Annotated in this window: 13 protein-coding genes; 11 read left to right on the plus strand and 2 right to left on the minus strand. The window is 62.9% G+C overall.

Features of this window, described 5'->3' with window-relative positions:
- The 11 genes from EOD15_RS15170 to EOD15_RS15220 form a co-directional block, all read left to right on the plus strand.
- A partial coding sequence (locus EOD15_RS15170; protein WP_281035560.1) for a glycerol-3-phosphate dehydrogenase C-terminal domain-containing protein occupies positions 1-595 on the plus strand: 595 nt, incomplete at its 5' end.
- Positions 596-1,018: 423 nt separating this feature from the next.
- Positions 1,019-2,029 carry a sugar-binding transcriptional regulator gene (locus EOD15_RS15175; protein ID WP_127269800.1) on the plus strand — a complete coding sequence of 337 codons (1,011 nt, stop codon included), beginning with the start codon at positions 1,019-1,021 and terminating at the stop codon, positions 2,027-2,029.
- A 33-nt stretch (positions 2,030-2,062) separates the two neighbouring features.
- The gene (locus EOD15_RS15180) at positions 2,063-2,719 is read left to right on the plus strand and encodes a DUF2291 domain-containing protein (protein ID WP_127269798.1); all 657 of its coding nucleotides are present in this window, start codon (positions 2,063-2,065) and stop codon (positions 2,717-2,719) included.
- A complete protein-coding gene (locus EOD15_RS15185) occupies positions 2,716-4,257 on the plus strand; it encodes a sugar ABC transporter ATP-binding protein (protein ID WP_127318214.1) in 1,542 nt (513 codons plus the stop codon). Before EOD15_RS15180 ends, EOD15_RS15185 begins: the two co-directional genes overlap by 4 nt.
- A 26-nt stretch (positions 4,258-4,283) precedes the next feature.
- Positions 4,284-5,417 carry an ABC transporter permease gene (locus EOD15_RS15190; protein WP_127318212.1) on the plus strand — a complete coding sequence of 378 codons (1,134 nt, stop codon included), beginning with the start codon at positions 4,284-4,286 and terminating at the stop codon, positions 5,415-5,417.
- A gap of 32 nt (positions 5,418-5,449) precedes the next feature.
- Positions 5,450-6,397 carry a D-ribose ABC transporter substrate-binding protein gene (locus tag EOD15_RS15195; RefSeq protein ID WP_023756738.1) on the plus strand — a complete coding sequence of 316 codons (948 nt, stop codon included), beginning with the start codon at positions 5,450-5,452 and terminating at the stop codon, positions 6,395-6,397.
- Between the two features lie 96 nt (positions 6,398-6,493).
- Positions 6,494-8,053 (plus strand): FGGY-family carbohydrate kinase, encoded by a 1,560-nt coding sequence (locus EOD15_RS15200; RefSeq protein ID WP_127408598.1) that lies wholly within the window; start codon positions 6,494-6,496, stop codon positions 8,051-8,053.
- The gene (locus EOD15_RS15205; protein ID WP_127318208.1) at positions 8,050-9,567 is read left to right on the plus strand and encodes a glycerol-3-phosphate dehydrogenase; all 1,518 of its coding nucleotides are present in this window, start codon (positions 8,050-8,052) and stop codon (positions 9,565-9,567) included. The genes EOD15_RS15200 and EOD15_RS15205 overlap by 4 nt, the downstream gene beginning before the upstream one ends.
- Positions 9,567-10,505, plus strand: coding sequence for a TIM barrel protein (locus EOD15_RS15210; protein WP_127318206.1), 939 nt, complete (start codon positions 9,567-9,569; stop codon positions 10,503-10,505). Before EOD15_RS15205 ends, EOD15_RS15210 begins: the two co-directional genes overlap by 1 nt.
- A 57-nt stretch (positions 10,506-10,562) precedes the next feature.
- Positions 10,563-11,330, plus strand: coding sequence for a triose-phosphate isomerase (locus tag EOD15_RS15215; protein WP_127408599.1), 768 nt, complete (start codon positions 10,563-10,565; stop codon positions 11,328-11,330).
- Positions 11,331-11,363: 33 nt separating this feature from the next.
- Positions 11,364-11,801, plus strand: coding sequence for an RpiB/LacA/LacB family sugar-phosphate isomerase (locus EOD15_RS15220; protein ID WP_013533067.1), 438 nt, complete (start codon positions 11,364-11,366; stop codon positions 11,799-11,801).
- Positions 11,802-11,826: 25 nt separating this feature from the next.
- On the opposite strand, the gene dhaL is transcribed toward EOD15_RS15220, so the two are convergent.
- Together dhaL and EOD15_RS15230 are read right to left on the minus strand one after the other, a co-directional pair.
- On the minus strand, positions 11,827-12,468 hold the full coding sequence (gene dhaL, locus EOD15_RS15225) for a dihydroxyacetone kinase subunit DhaL (RefSeq protein WP_127318202.1): 642 nt from the start codon (positions 12,466-12,468) through the stop codon (positions 11,827-11,829).
- A 27-nt stretch (positions 12,469-12,495) separates the two neighbouring features.
- Complete coding sequence (locus EOD15_RS15230) at positions 12,496-13,503, minus strand: dihydroxyacetone kinase subunit DhaK (RefSeq protein ID WP_127318200.1); 1,008 nt, start codon at positions 13,501-13,503, stop codon at positions 12,496-12,498.
- Positions 13,504-13,602 lie beyond the last annotated feature (99 nt).

The following is a 13,602-nucleotide window of genomic DNA, read 5'->3' on the forward strand; positions in this document are numbered from 1 at the left end:
GATCAGCCGTGACCACTCGGCGCCCGTCGCCGAGCCGGATCGGAACAGACCTTTCGCAGTCATCTCGCTGATCGGCGGCAAGTGGACGACCTTTCGCGGCTTCGCCGAGGAAGTCGCCGACACCGTGCTCGGCCGCCTGCAGCGCAGCCGCAAGGTGACGACGCAGACCATGCCGATCGGCGGCGGCAGGGATTTCCCGGCTGATGCTGCAGCGCGAGCAAGTTGGCTGGCTCTGGCTCACTCGGAGACGGGCGCTGGAGAACGGCGTCTCGAGGCGCTGCTGTCGCGATATGGCACCAGAGCCACGCAGATCGCCACACATGAGCCGGATGATGAGGGCCGACTGCCGGATTCAGAAAGCTACAGCCGATCGGAAATTGACTACATCGTCCGCACCGAGTTCGTCGAACATCTGGCCGATATCGTCATGCGCCGCAGCACCCTGGCGATATCAGGGTCACTGACGGGCCGGGATCTGCAGGAGATTGCGACGATTGCCGGAGGGGCGCTGGGCTGGAGCGCCGGGCGCCTCGCAGAGGAAGTCGAGGCCGCCGCCCTGGAACTCGAGGACCGGAACCTGATGCGGCTGGGCTGATCATTCCGTCGCCGATGCTCTTTCCCAAGGCAATCCGGTCGGTTTGCCTAAGGATGCGTCGCATCCCCAATCGCTCAACTCACAGGTGGATTGGGATTTTGCCGATGTCAGATATTATTATGGAGAAACAGCTAGTTAGAAAAAAATTAGATAGCCGATGGCTGTGCAATTCTACTGGCTCAGGCACGAAATAACACAGATTGACGTTAAATTAACATAGCCGTATGATCGAGTAACATGCTCACCTCCTAATAGGTCGATGTTGCCCGCCGAAATGCCGGCAGACCGGCGTTTCGGGAAGGGCGAGACCTGTGAATTCCCCATATGTGCATGCGCCAAATCCGGCGAGGGATTGACAGCGATGCAGGGATGTGAAAATTTTTGCACACAAAGATAATAATATCATCTCAGGGAGGAGATGTCTTGAAATCCGGCGGAGCCACTAACCGCGATCATGAGTCCAGCCTCGCCACCCGCGCGGCCTGGCTTCACTATGCCGGGGGTCTGACGCAGGCCCAGGTGGCCAAGCGGCTCGGCCTGACCAGCCTCAAGGCGCATCGGCTCATCACCCGGGCCACCCAGGATGGCCTTGTCAGGGTGATCATCGACGGCGATGTCGGCGAATGCATCGACCTCGAGCAGCAGCTGATCACTGCTTACGGGCTCGACTACTGCGAGGTTGTTCCTGATCTCGATCAGGACGAGCTGCCGCTGAAGGCGCTTGGGATCGCCGGCGCTCAGTTTCTGAAACGAGAGATCGATCGCGGCGAGGACATGCTGATCGGCGTCGGCCATGGCCGTACCCTTGCCGCAAGCGTCGAGTATCTGACGCGCACCGCCGCTGCCCATATCCGTTTCGTCTCGCTGCTTGGCGGCGTGACGCGCAAATTCGCGGCCAACCCGCACGATGTCATGCATCGGCTGGCCGAGCGGACCGGCGCGCAGGCTTATGTGATGCCGGTGCCTTTCGTCGCCAACACCGCCGAGGACCGTGAAGTGCTGCTTGGTCAGCGCGGCATTAGCGATGTCTTCGACCTCGCAAGCCGGTCCGACCTGATGTTCGTCGGCATAGGGACCGCCGAGCGGGAAGCTTCGTTGGTCGCTACCGGCATGATCGAACATTCCGAAATCGATGAGGTGAAACGCGATGGCGGCGTCGGCGAGCTGCTCGCCCACTTCTTCGACGACAAGGGGCGCCCGGTGGAAACGGCGCTGTCGGACAGAATTCTCGCGCTTCCGCGGGACCAGTTGAAGGGCCGCCGGATCGTCGCCGTCGCCGGCGGCAAGATCAAAGTGCGCGCCATCAAAGCGGTGCTCGAAAGCCGCTATCTGAGCGGCCTGATCACCGACGAGTCCACCGCTCGTGCCCTTGTCGAACAGAACAAACCCAATGGCGCGAAGCGCCATGTGAACGGAGGATCGTCAAATGCGTGACAAGCGCGGATCAGCCTTGCTGGCGGTTGCGTCATGAGCGCGAAAGCCGCCACCGCATCGACCAGGCCGGCTTCGCCCGCCCTGCGTCGGGCACTTGCCGGCGCCGCGGTTGTCGTCCTGCTCGGCGCCATGGCGCTCGACACCAAGGTGGTCAGGATCGGCTCTGCCGGCGATGTCCGCAGCGCCGTGTTTTCCGCCGCTGACTACGGCAAGTCGGAGTTTCCCAAGGTGCAGGCCGATGTCGAGGCACGCGCCGCCGACGCGGTGACGGTGGCTGCTGCTATCGCCAAGGACAGGGCGACGGCGGAAAAGGAATATGGCGTGCCGGCGGGCGTCGGACCGGTCATCTCGGTCAAGTTCACCGGTGTCGTCGGCGAAGGAAAATCCGGCATCTACAAGGTCGCCGTCGAAGGCGTGCCGGACACGCTGATGATCCGGGTGCAAACGGGACCGGCGATCAACGGCACCGAGCTTCGCGACGCCACCGGCAAGATCACATTCGGCCAGTTCACCAACCAGATCGAATACCAGGACGCCGGTTCGGCGCTGAACAACGAGATGAAGAAGGAAGTCCTGGCCAAGGTCGACACCAGCACCTTGACCGGCAAGACCGTATCGGTGGTTGGCGCATTCAAGCTGGTCAACCCGAAGAGCTGGCTGGTCACTCCGGTGAGGCTGGAGGTCAAATGAGCGCGGCTGCAGACACCGGACCCGCGACCGGCGACGCCGTGCTTTCGGCGCGCAACATCGTCATGTCGTATGGCGGCGTTCATGCGCTCAAGGGCGTCAATTTCGACATCCATCGCGGCAAGGTCACGACGCTGTTCGGCGAGAACGGCGCCGGCAAGTCGACGCTGATGAAGATCCTGTCCGGCGTCGTCACGCCGACATCCGGCGACATCGTGCTCGACGGCAATCTCGTCAGCTTTTCCTCATCCTCGGACGCGCGCGATCGCGGCATCTCGATCATCCACCAGGAACTCAGCCTGGCGCCGAACCTCAGCGTTCGCGACAACATCTTCATGGGCCGCGAACTGCGCACCAGAACCGGCCTCGACTTCGCCGAAGAATCGCGCCAGGCGCGCGCGCTGATGGCCGATCTCGAAGAGGACATCGACCCGATGACTCTCGTCGAGGATCTGCGCCTGGGTCAACAGCAGATCGTCGAGATCGCGCGGGCGCTGTCGGTCGATTCACGCATCCTCATCATGGACGAGCCGACCTCCGCGCTCAGTGCAACCGAGGTCGAGGTGCTGTTCAAGGTGATCCGCGATCTGACCAGCCGCGGCGTCTCCATCGTCTACATTTCACATCACCTCGAAGAGGCGCTGCAGATCACCGACTACGCCGTTGTCCTGCGCGACGGCGCCATAACGGCAACGGCCGAAGCCAGGGACATCGACCTCGAGTGGATCGTGCGCAACATGGTCGGCGAGAATTTCGATCTCGGCTCGCCGCCGACCGGTCATGCGTTCGGCGAGGTCGCCCTTTCGATCGAGGACGTCAGCGTCGTTGACACTTCGGGCTCGGGCTATTCCGTCGTCGATCACCTGTCGCTGGACGTCAGGGCCGGCGAGATCGTCTGCATCTACGGGCTGATGGGCGCCGGGCGCACGGAGTTGCTGGAGGCCGTCGCTGGACGGGTGCCGATGGCGGGCGGCCGCGCGCTGCTGGAAGGCGAGGACGTCTCGGGGTTGAGCATTGCCCAGCGCATCTCCAGAGGGCTTGTGCTGGTCCCCGAGGACCGCCAGCGCGACGGGCTGGTGCAAACCATGACCGTCGGCCGCAATCTTTCGCTTGCCAGCATCGAGGCGTTCGCCAAGGGACTGTTTCTGTCCCGTTCCAGGGAGCGAGAGCTGGTCGAAGACTCGATCCGCAAGGTGACCGTCAAGACCGCTGGTGGCAACGCCATGATCGGATCGCTGTCTGGCGGCAATCAGCAGAAGGTCGTCATCGGCAAGATGCTGACGACCAACCCCAAGGTCATCCTCCTCGACGAGCCGAGCCGCGGCATCGATGTTGGCGCCAAGGCCGAGGTCTTCCGCTTGTTGAGCGAACGCGCCGCTCAAGGGCTTGCGGTCGTCTTCTCGACCTCTGAGGTCAACGAATGCCTCAGCATTGCCCACCGCATCGTCGTCATGCGGCGTGGCAGGATTTCAGCTGAATTCGGCGCCAACGCCACCAAAGAGCAGATCATGGCCGCCTCCGGCGAAGCCGTGGTCGCCTGATCATCAGAATTTCGGAGCCCAGACCCATGACCGACGTCAGCCAGGCCAGAAAACAGTCCAGTCCAAGCGCGGCCGCCGAAGGCTTCGATCTCGCCAAGCTGCTGCTCGAGGGCCGCGCTTTCTTTGCCCTGATCGTCATCATCGTCGTGTTCTCGATCCTGTCGCCCTACTACCTCTCGGTGGCGAACTTCCTGACCATGGCTTCGCATGTCGCCATCTTCGGAATCCTCGCGATCGGCATGCTGCTCGTCATCCTCAATGGCGGCATCGATCTGTCGGTGGGGTCGACGCTGGGTTTGGCCGGCGTCGTTGCCGGATTCCTGATGCAAGGGGTGACGCTGACCTGGCTGGGCGTCGTTCTCTATCCGCCGGTCTGGGTGGTCGCGGTGCTGGCCTGCATGCTGGGCGCGGTCGTCGGGCTGATCAACGGCGTGCTCATTGCGCGCTTCAAGGTTCCGGCGTTCGTCGCCACGCTCGGCGTCATGTACATGGCGCGTGGCCTGGCACTGCTGATGACCAGCGGCCTGACCTATAACAATCTCGGCGGCAAGCCGGAGCTCGGAAACACCGGCTTCGATGCGCTTGGCTTCAACCGCTTGTTCGGCGTGCCGACGGGCGTCGTGGTTCTCGCGATTATCGCGTTCATCGGCAGCATCGTCCTGAACCGCACCGCTTTCGGGCGCTGGCTCTACGCCTCGGGCGGCAATGAACGCGCGGCCGAACTCTCCGGCGTTCCGGTCAAGACCGTGCAGATTTCCGTCTATGTGCTGTCGGGTATCTGTGCCGCTATTGCCGGCCTGATCCTGTCCTCGCAGTTGACGTCGGCGGGACCGACCGCCGGCACCACCTACGAACTGACGGCCATCGCGGCCGTCGTCATCGGCGGCGCGGCACTGACCGGCGGCCGCGGCAACATCCGCGGAACCCTGCTCGGGGCCTTCGTCATCGGCTTCCTGTCCGACGGTCTGGTGATCATCGGCATCTCATCCTACTGGCAGACAGTGTTCACGGGCGCGGTCATCGTGCTCGCCGTGCTCCTCAATGCCGTTCAGTATCGCCGCCGTAGCAAGCTCCCAAGCGCGACAGGTGGCCAACCGACTTCTCAGAAACGGGGGAAGGCCGAACCGGCCAATCCTGCCCAAGGGAAGACTGCCAGGTGAACTGGCAGCAACACCGCGTAATCATTGGAGGAATGTACATGAAAACCATGTTGAAAAGTCTGCTCGCCGCCGCGATGGTCGTCGGGTTCACGGCCGCCGCGTCAGCCGCGGGCCTGATCTCGATCATCGTCAACGATCCGGCCAACCCCTACTGGCTGACTGAGGGCAACGTCGCCAAGGCCGAGGCCGAGAAGCTTGGCTATACAGCCAATGTCGGCGCCCACAAGGGCGATACCAATACCGAAAGCAATTTGATCGACACCGCCATCACCAACAAGTCGGTGGCGATCATCCTCGATCCGGCCAACGCTGACGGCTCTGTCGGTGCGGTGAAGAAGGCGATTGCAGCCAACATCCCGGTGTTCCTCGTCAATGCCGAGATCAATCAGGAAGGCCTCGCCAAGGGTCAGCTCGTTTCCAACAACGCGCAAGGCGCTGCTCTCGGTGCCCAGCAGTGGGTGCAGGCCGTCGGCGAAAAGGGCAAATATGTCGAACTGCTCGGCGCCCCGTCTGACAACAACGCCGCTACGCGCTCGAACGGTTACGCGACTGTGCTGAGCCAGTACCCGGATCTCGAAAAGGCTGCTTCGCAGGTCGCCAACTGGGATCGTACCCAGGGCCACGACAAGATGCAGAGCATGCTGCAGGCCAATCCCGACATCATCGCCGTGATCAGCGGCAATGATGAGATGGCGCTTGGCGCGGTTGCGGCGCTGAAGGAAGCCGGCAAGCTCGCTGGCATCAAGGTCGGCGGCTTCGACGGCTCCCCGGATGCGGTTGCGGCGATCAAGTCCGGCGAACTGCAGTACACCGTGCTTCAGCCGGTCGCCATCTTCTCGGCCAAGGCCGTGCAGCAGGCGGATTCGTTCATCAAGACCGGAGCCACCGGCGCGGCGACCGAGAAGCAGCTGTTCGATTGCCTTCTCATCACCAAGGACAATGTCGACAAGTACACCGCTCCCTTCGTCCTGTCGGAATGAAACCTGCACAGGGGGTGTCCTAGCGGGCACTCCCTGCCTCTTCTACGAAATGACTGCCCTCGTGAACCGCCTTCGCAACCAATCGGAATTTGCGGCATGAAAGACCTCCTGATCGGCATCGACGCGGGAACGTCGGTGATCAAATCGATCGCTTTCGACCTGTCCGGGCGGCAGCTCGCCATGACGTCGGTGCCCAACAGCTTCGTCACGCTGGAAGGCGGCGGCGCCGAGCAGGACCTCGACCAGACCTGGCGCGACATGGCGCGGACCGTTCGCGATCTCGCGGCCAAGGTTCCCGACCTCGCGCAACGAACCGCGGCGGTTGCTATCACCGGGCAGGGCGACGGAACCTGGCTGATCGATGGCGAGGGCTTGCCTGTCTCGCGCGCCTGGCTGTGGCTCGATGCCCGCGCCGGACATCTGGTGGACGAGATGCGCGCCGACCCCCGGGATCGCAGGCGGTTCGAGCTGACCGGCACGGGTCTCAATTCCTGCCAGCAAGGCGCCCAGCTTGCCTTCATGAAAAAAAACCATTCCGACATGCTGGAGCGGGCGGCGGCCGCCCTGCATTGCAAGGATTGGCTCTACTTCAAGATGACAGGCGAACGCGCCACGGATCCCTCCGAGGGAACCTTCACCTTCGGCGATTTTCGGTCGCGCACCTATTCCGACGAAGCCCTCGACATCCTGGATCTGACGACGCATCGCCGCCTGTTGCCTCCCATGCTCGAAGGCACCACCGACCATCATCTGCTGTCGCGGTCGGCGGCGGCAGAGACTGGCCTGCTCGAAGGCACCCCGGTGGTGCTGGGTTACGTCGATATGGTCATGACGGCGCTCGGAGCCGGCCTCTATGATCCCTCGGGCAATGTCGGCTGCACGGTCATCGGCTCGACCGGCATACACACGCGCTTCGCAGCCACGCCCGACGATGTCGTGCTGAACGACGATGGCTCCGGCTACACGATTGCCATGCCTATTCCGGGCGCCTTTGCACAATTGCAATCCAACATGGCGGCGACGCTCAACATAGACTGGGTGCTTGGCCTTGCGCGCGACGTGCTCGCCACGGCTGGCGGCAAGCCTTCTCATGACGAGTTGCTGAAGGCCCTCGACGCTTGGGTGGAAGCATCGGAGCCTGGTTTGCTGATCTACCAGCCCTACATATCGCTGGCCGGTGAAAGAGGACCGTTCGTCGATCCTGACGCACGCGCTGGCTTCATCGGCCTTTCGGTCAAGCACGGGTTTGGCGATCTGGCACGCGGCGTCCTCGAGGGACTGGCCTTCGCCGCACGCGATTGCTACCAGGCGATGGGCGCCGTGCCGGGCGAAATCCGCCTGTCGGGCGGCGCCGCGCGCAGCCCGTCCCTACGCCGCATCATCGCAGCGGCGACAAGGGCACAGGTGCGCACCAGCAGTCGCCAGGAAGCCGGCGCGGCAGGCGCCGCGATGATGGCTGCGGTCGGCCTCGGCGTCTATGGCTCGATGGAAGACTGTGCCGCCGAGTGGGTAACGCCGCTTCTCGGCGACTGCGATGCCTATGACGAGGCGCTTTCGCAAACCTACGATGCCCTCTTCCCTTCCTTCGTTGCAGCGCGTCAGGCGCTTCGGCCGGTGTGGAAGGGCATGGCGCACCGCACAGGAGCAGGATCTTGAGCAATACAGCAGATGTCGTCGATCTCTTCGTGATCGGCGGCGGCGTCAATGGAGCCGGCATAGCGCGTGATGCGGCAGGTCGCGGGCTGTCCGTCATCCTGTGCGAAAAGGACGATCTCGCGCAAGGCACGAGCTCGCGCTCCGGCAAGCTGGTGCATGGCGGCCTGCGCTACCTCGAATATTATGAATTCCGGCTGGTTCGCGAAGCACTGATCGAACGCGAGGTGCTGCTCGAGGCGGCGCCGCACATCATCTGGCCGATGCGCTTCGTTCTTCCGCACAGCCCGCAAGACAGGCCGGCATGGCTGGTCCGGCTCGGGCTGTTTCTCTACGACCACCTTGGCGGCCGTAAACGCCTGCCGGGGACAAGAACACTGAACCTCAAGACTGCGCCGGAAGGCGCGCCGATCAAGGACGAGTTCAAGCGCGGTTTCGAATATTCCGACTGCTGGGTCGACGATGCGCGCCTGGTGCTGCTCAACGCCCTGGATGCTAGGCAGCGCGGTGCCAGAGTGCTCACGCGCACCGCCTGTGTCGCGGCCCGCCGCGAAAACGGACTGTGGTCGATCGACATGCAGGATGGTCGCACGGGTGCGGTGACGAAGGTCCGGGCGCGGGCGCTGGTCAACGCGGCAGGCCCCTGGGTCAACGACATTGTCAGCCGCGTCGCCGGCCAGAATTCCACCCGCAATGTTCGTCTGGTGAAGGGCAGCCATATCGTCGTGCCCAAATTCTGGGAGGGGCGGCAAGCCTATCTCATTCAGAACAACGACAAGCGGGTGATCTTCGTCAATCCGTATGAGAACGATCTGGCGCTGATTGGCACCACCGACATTCCCTACGAAGGCAGGCCCGAGGAAGTGGTCGCCGAGGCCAGCGAAGTCGACTATCTGATCAAGGTGGTCAATCGCTATTTCAAGCGGCAGCTGACGCCACAGGACGTGGTCTACAGTTTCTCGGGCGTGCGTCCGCTCTATGACGACAATGCCGACAATCCAAGCGCGGTGACGCGCGACTATATTTTCGAACTCGACGCCTCCAACGGCAACGCGCCGCTGCTTTCGGTATTCGGCGGCAAGATCACCACCTTCCGCAAGCTGTCGGAACACGCGCTGGAAAAGATCCAGCCGTTTTTTCCGACGATGAAGAAAGCCTGGACAGCCAAAATTCCCTTGCCGGGAGGCGACCTGCCCAATGCGGACTTCGAGCAGTTCCTGAGCGATCTACATGCCGAGTTTTCATGGCTCAGCCCGTCGCTGGTAAAGCATTACGCGCGAAGCTATGGCACCCGCGCCAGGCAATTGCTCGCTGGCGCACAGCGCGAGGCGGATCTCGGCCGCCGCTTCGGTCCCGACCTGTATGAGCGGGAGGCAAGGTTCCTGGCCGAGACCGAATGGGCCGGCACATCAGCCGATATTCTGGAACGCCGCACCAAACATGGCCTGCATCTCGATGCGGCCGAGCGGAAAGCATTCGAAGACTGGTTCGATAACATCATGGCGACGGCAGACTGATGGCCTTCACGCTTTCCCTCAACACCAATCCACTGGTCAACCGTTTCGCCGATCCGGACGATCTGATCGACGCGATCGCCTATGGCATCGGCATCCGCGACGTGCAGCTGACGCATGAATTCGTCAATCCGGGCTGGCCAGCGGCGACGATTGCCAAATTCCTGCGCCTGTTCAACAGCGCCTTGGCGCGGACCGGTGTCAGGATCACCTCCGGCATGACCGGACCCTACGGCCGGCTCAACCATTTCGGCCATCCGGATGCGGATGTCCGGCGCTACTATGTCGACTGGTTCAAGACCTTCGCCGACATTTCCGCGGAACTCGGTGCGTCGGGCATGGGCACGCAGTTCGCCATCTTCACCCACAAGGACTTTGACGATCCGCAACGGCGGGCGGCACTGCTCGATATCGCGCTCGAATGCTGGCGCGAGGTGGCCGAGCACGCCAAGGCGGCGGGTCTGTCCTATCTGTTCTGGGAGCCGATGTCGGTGGGCCGCGAGTTCGGCCACACGATCGAAAGCTGCGCCACGCTGCAAGGCGCCATCGATGCGGCGAAGCTGCCCATACCGATGAAGATGATGGTGGATATCGACCATGGCGACGTGACCTCGGCCGATCCTGCCGATACCGATCCCTATGCTTGGGCGAAAGCGTTTCCATTGCAATCGCCGATCATCCACATCAAGCAGTCGTCGATGAATAAGGGCGGGCACTGGCCGTTCACGGCCGCCTACAACAAGGATGGCCGCATAGTGCCGCAGAAGCTGCTGGACGCGGTTCGGCAGGGCGGTGGAACCGACAATGAAATTTGCCTTGAACTTTCCTTCAGGGAGAGGGAACCAGTCGACCATCAGGTTATCGAGATGATCCGCGAGTCGGTGGATTTCTGGGCCCCTCATATCGACAGCGGTCGCGACAGTCTCAAGCCCCGGACCTGAGCGAATACGTCGCCCGAAAGCCGGCTTCGGCCGCAAAAGTATCGAAGGAGAAGAAGAATGGCCCCATATTGGGTCGGCACGAGCTGGAAGATGAACAAGACGCTGTCGGAGGCGTTGCAGTTCGCCGATGCGCTGGCGGCCTTTGTGCCCGATTTCGATCCGGCAATACAGCCCTTCGTCATTCCGCCGTTCACCGCAGCGCGCCAGGTCAAGGCCGCGCTGGCCAACACCCGCGTCAAGATCGGTGCCCAGAACATGCATTGGGCCGATGCTGGCGCCTGGACGGGGGAGATCTCGCCGGTGATGTTGAAAGATTGCGGGCTGGATGTGATCGAACTCGGCCATAGCGAGCGCCGCGAGCATTTCGGCGAGGCCGATGCGACTGTGGGACTAAAAACGGCGGCCGCTGTCAGGCACGGTTTCGTGCCGCTGATCTGCGTCGGCGAGACGCTGGCTGAGCGTGAATCAGGCCGCGCCGAGAACCTGTGCCGTCAGCACCGCCTCGGCGCGCTGCAAGAGCTGAGCGGCGATCAACTGAAGGCGGAAATCCTCTTTGCCTACGAGCCCGTCTGGGCAATCGGCGAGAAGGGCATTCCCGCAAGCGCCGACTATGCCGACAGGCAGCAACAGCTGATCAAGAAGGTTGCCGCCGACCGGCTGCCGATTGCTCCACCTGTGCTTTATGGTGGCAGCGTCAATCCAGGCAACGCGGCCGAACTCATCGGCCAGCCGCATATCGATGGCCTGTTCATCGGCCGCTCGGCGTGGCAAGCGGAAGGCTATATCGACATTCTGAAAAAGGCGTCGGCCGCCATCGCGCGCTGACTGCCAAAAGACCTAGCAAAGGAGTTCATCATCATGAAGATCGCACTCGGAGCCGACAGTGCCGGAAAGCCGCTGCTCGACGTCATCGCCAAGCATCTCGCCACCAAACCCGAACTGCAGGTCGTCGACCTCAGCCAGGCCGGATTCTACGCCGACATCGCCGCCTCGGTAGGCCACGAAATCCTGGACGGCAATTACGACCGGGCCATCCTGTTTTGCGGCACCGGCATTGGCGTCAGCATCTCCGCCAACAAGGTGCCGGGCATTCGCGCCGCATTGACCCACGACACCTATTCCGCTGAGCGCGCCGCCAAGTCCAACAACGCCCAGATCATCACTATGGGCGCCCGCGTCATCGGTCCCGAACTGGCGAAATCGATCGCCGACGCATGGTTAGCCTCGGAGTTCGATCCGAATGGCCCCTCCGCCACAAACGTGCAGGCCATCGACAAGCTCGACGCCAAGCGCTGAAAGACGCGGGGAACCCGTTACTGAGTTAACTGGTCAAGGCGACCCGCATCGCCTCGATCACGGTCACGGCTGAGGCGGCGCCCGGGTCCATGTGGCCAAGCGAGCGTTCACCGAGGCGCGATGCCCGGCCCTTCGTGGCGACCATCGACTTGGTCGCCTCCGCGCCTGCGTTTGCCGCTTGTGCAGCAGCTTCGAGACTGCCCGCCAGATCCTTGCCGGAGGTCAGCGCTTCGCCCGCTGCCTGCGCAGCCGGCGCCCATGCATCGATCATCGTCTTTTCGCCAGGCTCGGCTTTGCCGCGATCCTGAATGCCCTTGGCCATAGCCTGGAACAGGGCGACCACGTCCGAATCGTCGAGCGTCGTCTTGCCCTTGACGGCTGCCGCGCCCCGCATGAACGCGGTCGCATAGAGCGGCCCGGAGGAGGCGCCGACGGCATTCAGGAACGATTTGGCAGCGGTGTTCAGCAAGCTGGTCGGGTCGGTGGCCCCGGTGTCCAGTGCGGCGACTGCATCGCGTGCAGCGGAAAATCCAAGCTCCATCGCGATGCCGTGGTCGGCGTCGCCGATAACCCCGTCAAGCGCGCATAGTCGGTCCCTGTCGGCGGACATGGCGGTTGCGATCGCCGCGAACATCGCGACAAGGTGGGCGGTGTCGATTGTCGTCATATCTTAGTCCTTGCCACAGAAGTGGGTTTAGCCGGCGCGAAACATGGCGCAGTCGCAGGGATGGTCCAGCATCGTCTGCAACTCGCCGTCGAGTTGGTGCAGCGTGATCGATGCACCAGCCATTTCGAGCGAGGTGCAGTAATTGCCGACCCAGGTCGCATGAATGGACACACCGATCTCGTCGAGCCTCTGCTTCACGCGCCGGTTCATGATGTAGAGTTCCATCAGCGGCGTTGAGCCCAGCGAATTGACGAGCACCGCGACCTTGTCGCCGCGCGTAGGCGCCATCTCGTCGAGGATCCTGTCCAGCATCTCGTCGGTGATCTCGTCGGCTGTTTTCAACTTTTCGCGCGCGATGCCCGGCTCGCCATGGATGCCCATGCCGATCTCCATCTCGTCCGGCCCGATCTCGAAATTCGGCCGGCGGGTCTGCGGCAGCGAACAGGGCGACAGCGCCACGCCCATGGTGAAGGTGTGGTCGTTGGCCTTGCCGGCGATGCGCTCGCATTCGTCGAAGGACAGCATCCGGTCGCAGGCGGCACCGGCCGCCTTGAAGATGAAGAAATTGCCGGCGACGCCGCGCCTCTTGTGCCGCTGGTCGCGCGGTGCCGAGGCGACGTCGTCGGTGCTCAGCACCGTGCGCACCTCGATGTCGTCCATGGCGGCCATCTCGGCCGCCATGTCGAAATTCATCACGTCGCCGGCATAGTTGCCGTACATGAACAGCACGCCGGCGCCGCCGCTGACTGCCTTTGCGCATTCGAGGATCGGGTCCGGCGGTGGCGAGGCGAAGACATTGCCGATGGCCGCCGCATCGGCCAATCCCTTGCCGACGAAGCCAAGAAAGCTCGGCTCGTGGCCCGAGCCGCCGCCAATGACGAGGCCCACCTTGCCCTGGCGCGGTCCGTCGCAGGCGATGATGGAGCGTGGACTGCCGTCCACGCTTTTGAGATGGCGGGGATGCGCTGCCAGGATGCCTTCCAGCATCTCGTCGACGGCACGGTTGCCGGCATTGATGATCTTCTTGGTCTGCACCCGGCATCCTCCCGATTTCGGCATTTTCGCAGATAATACCGGGTGTTACCGGGATTTCCACCCGGCAAGGAGCATTTCGTGCGCAGAGGTGTTCCCGCA

The sequence above is a fragment of the Mesorhizobium sp. M7A.T.Ca.US.000.02.2.1 genome (assembly GCF_003996995.1).
In the GTDB taxonomy this organism is placed as follows: domain Bacteria; phylum Pseudomonadota; class Alphaproteobacteria; order Rhizobiales; family Rhizobiaceae; genus Mesorhizobium.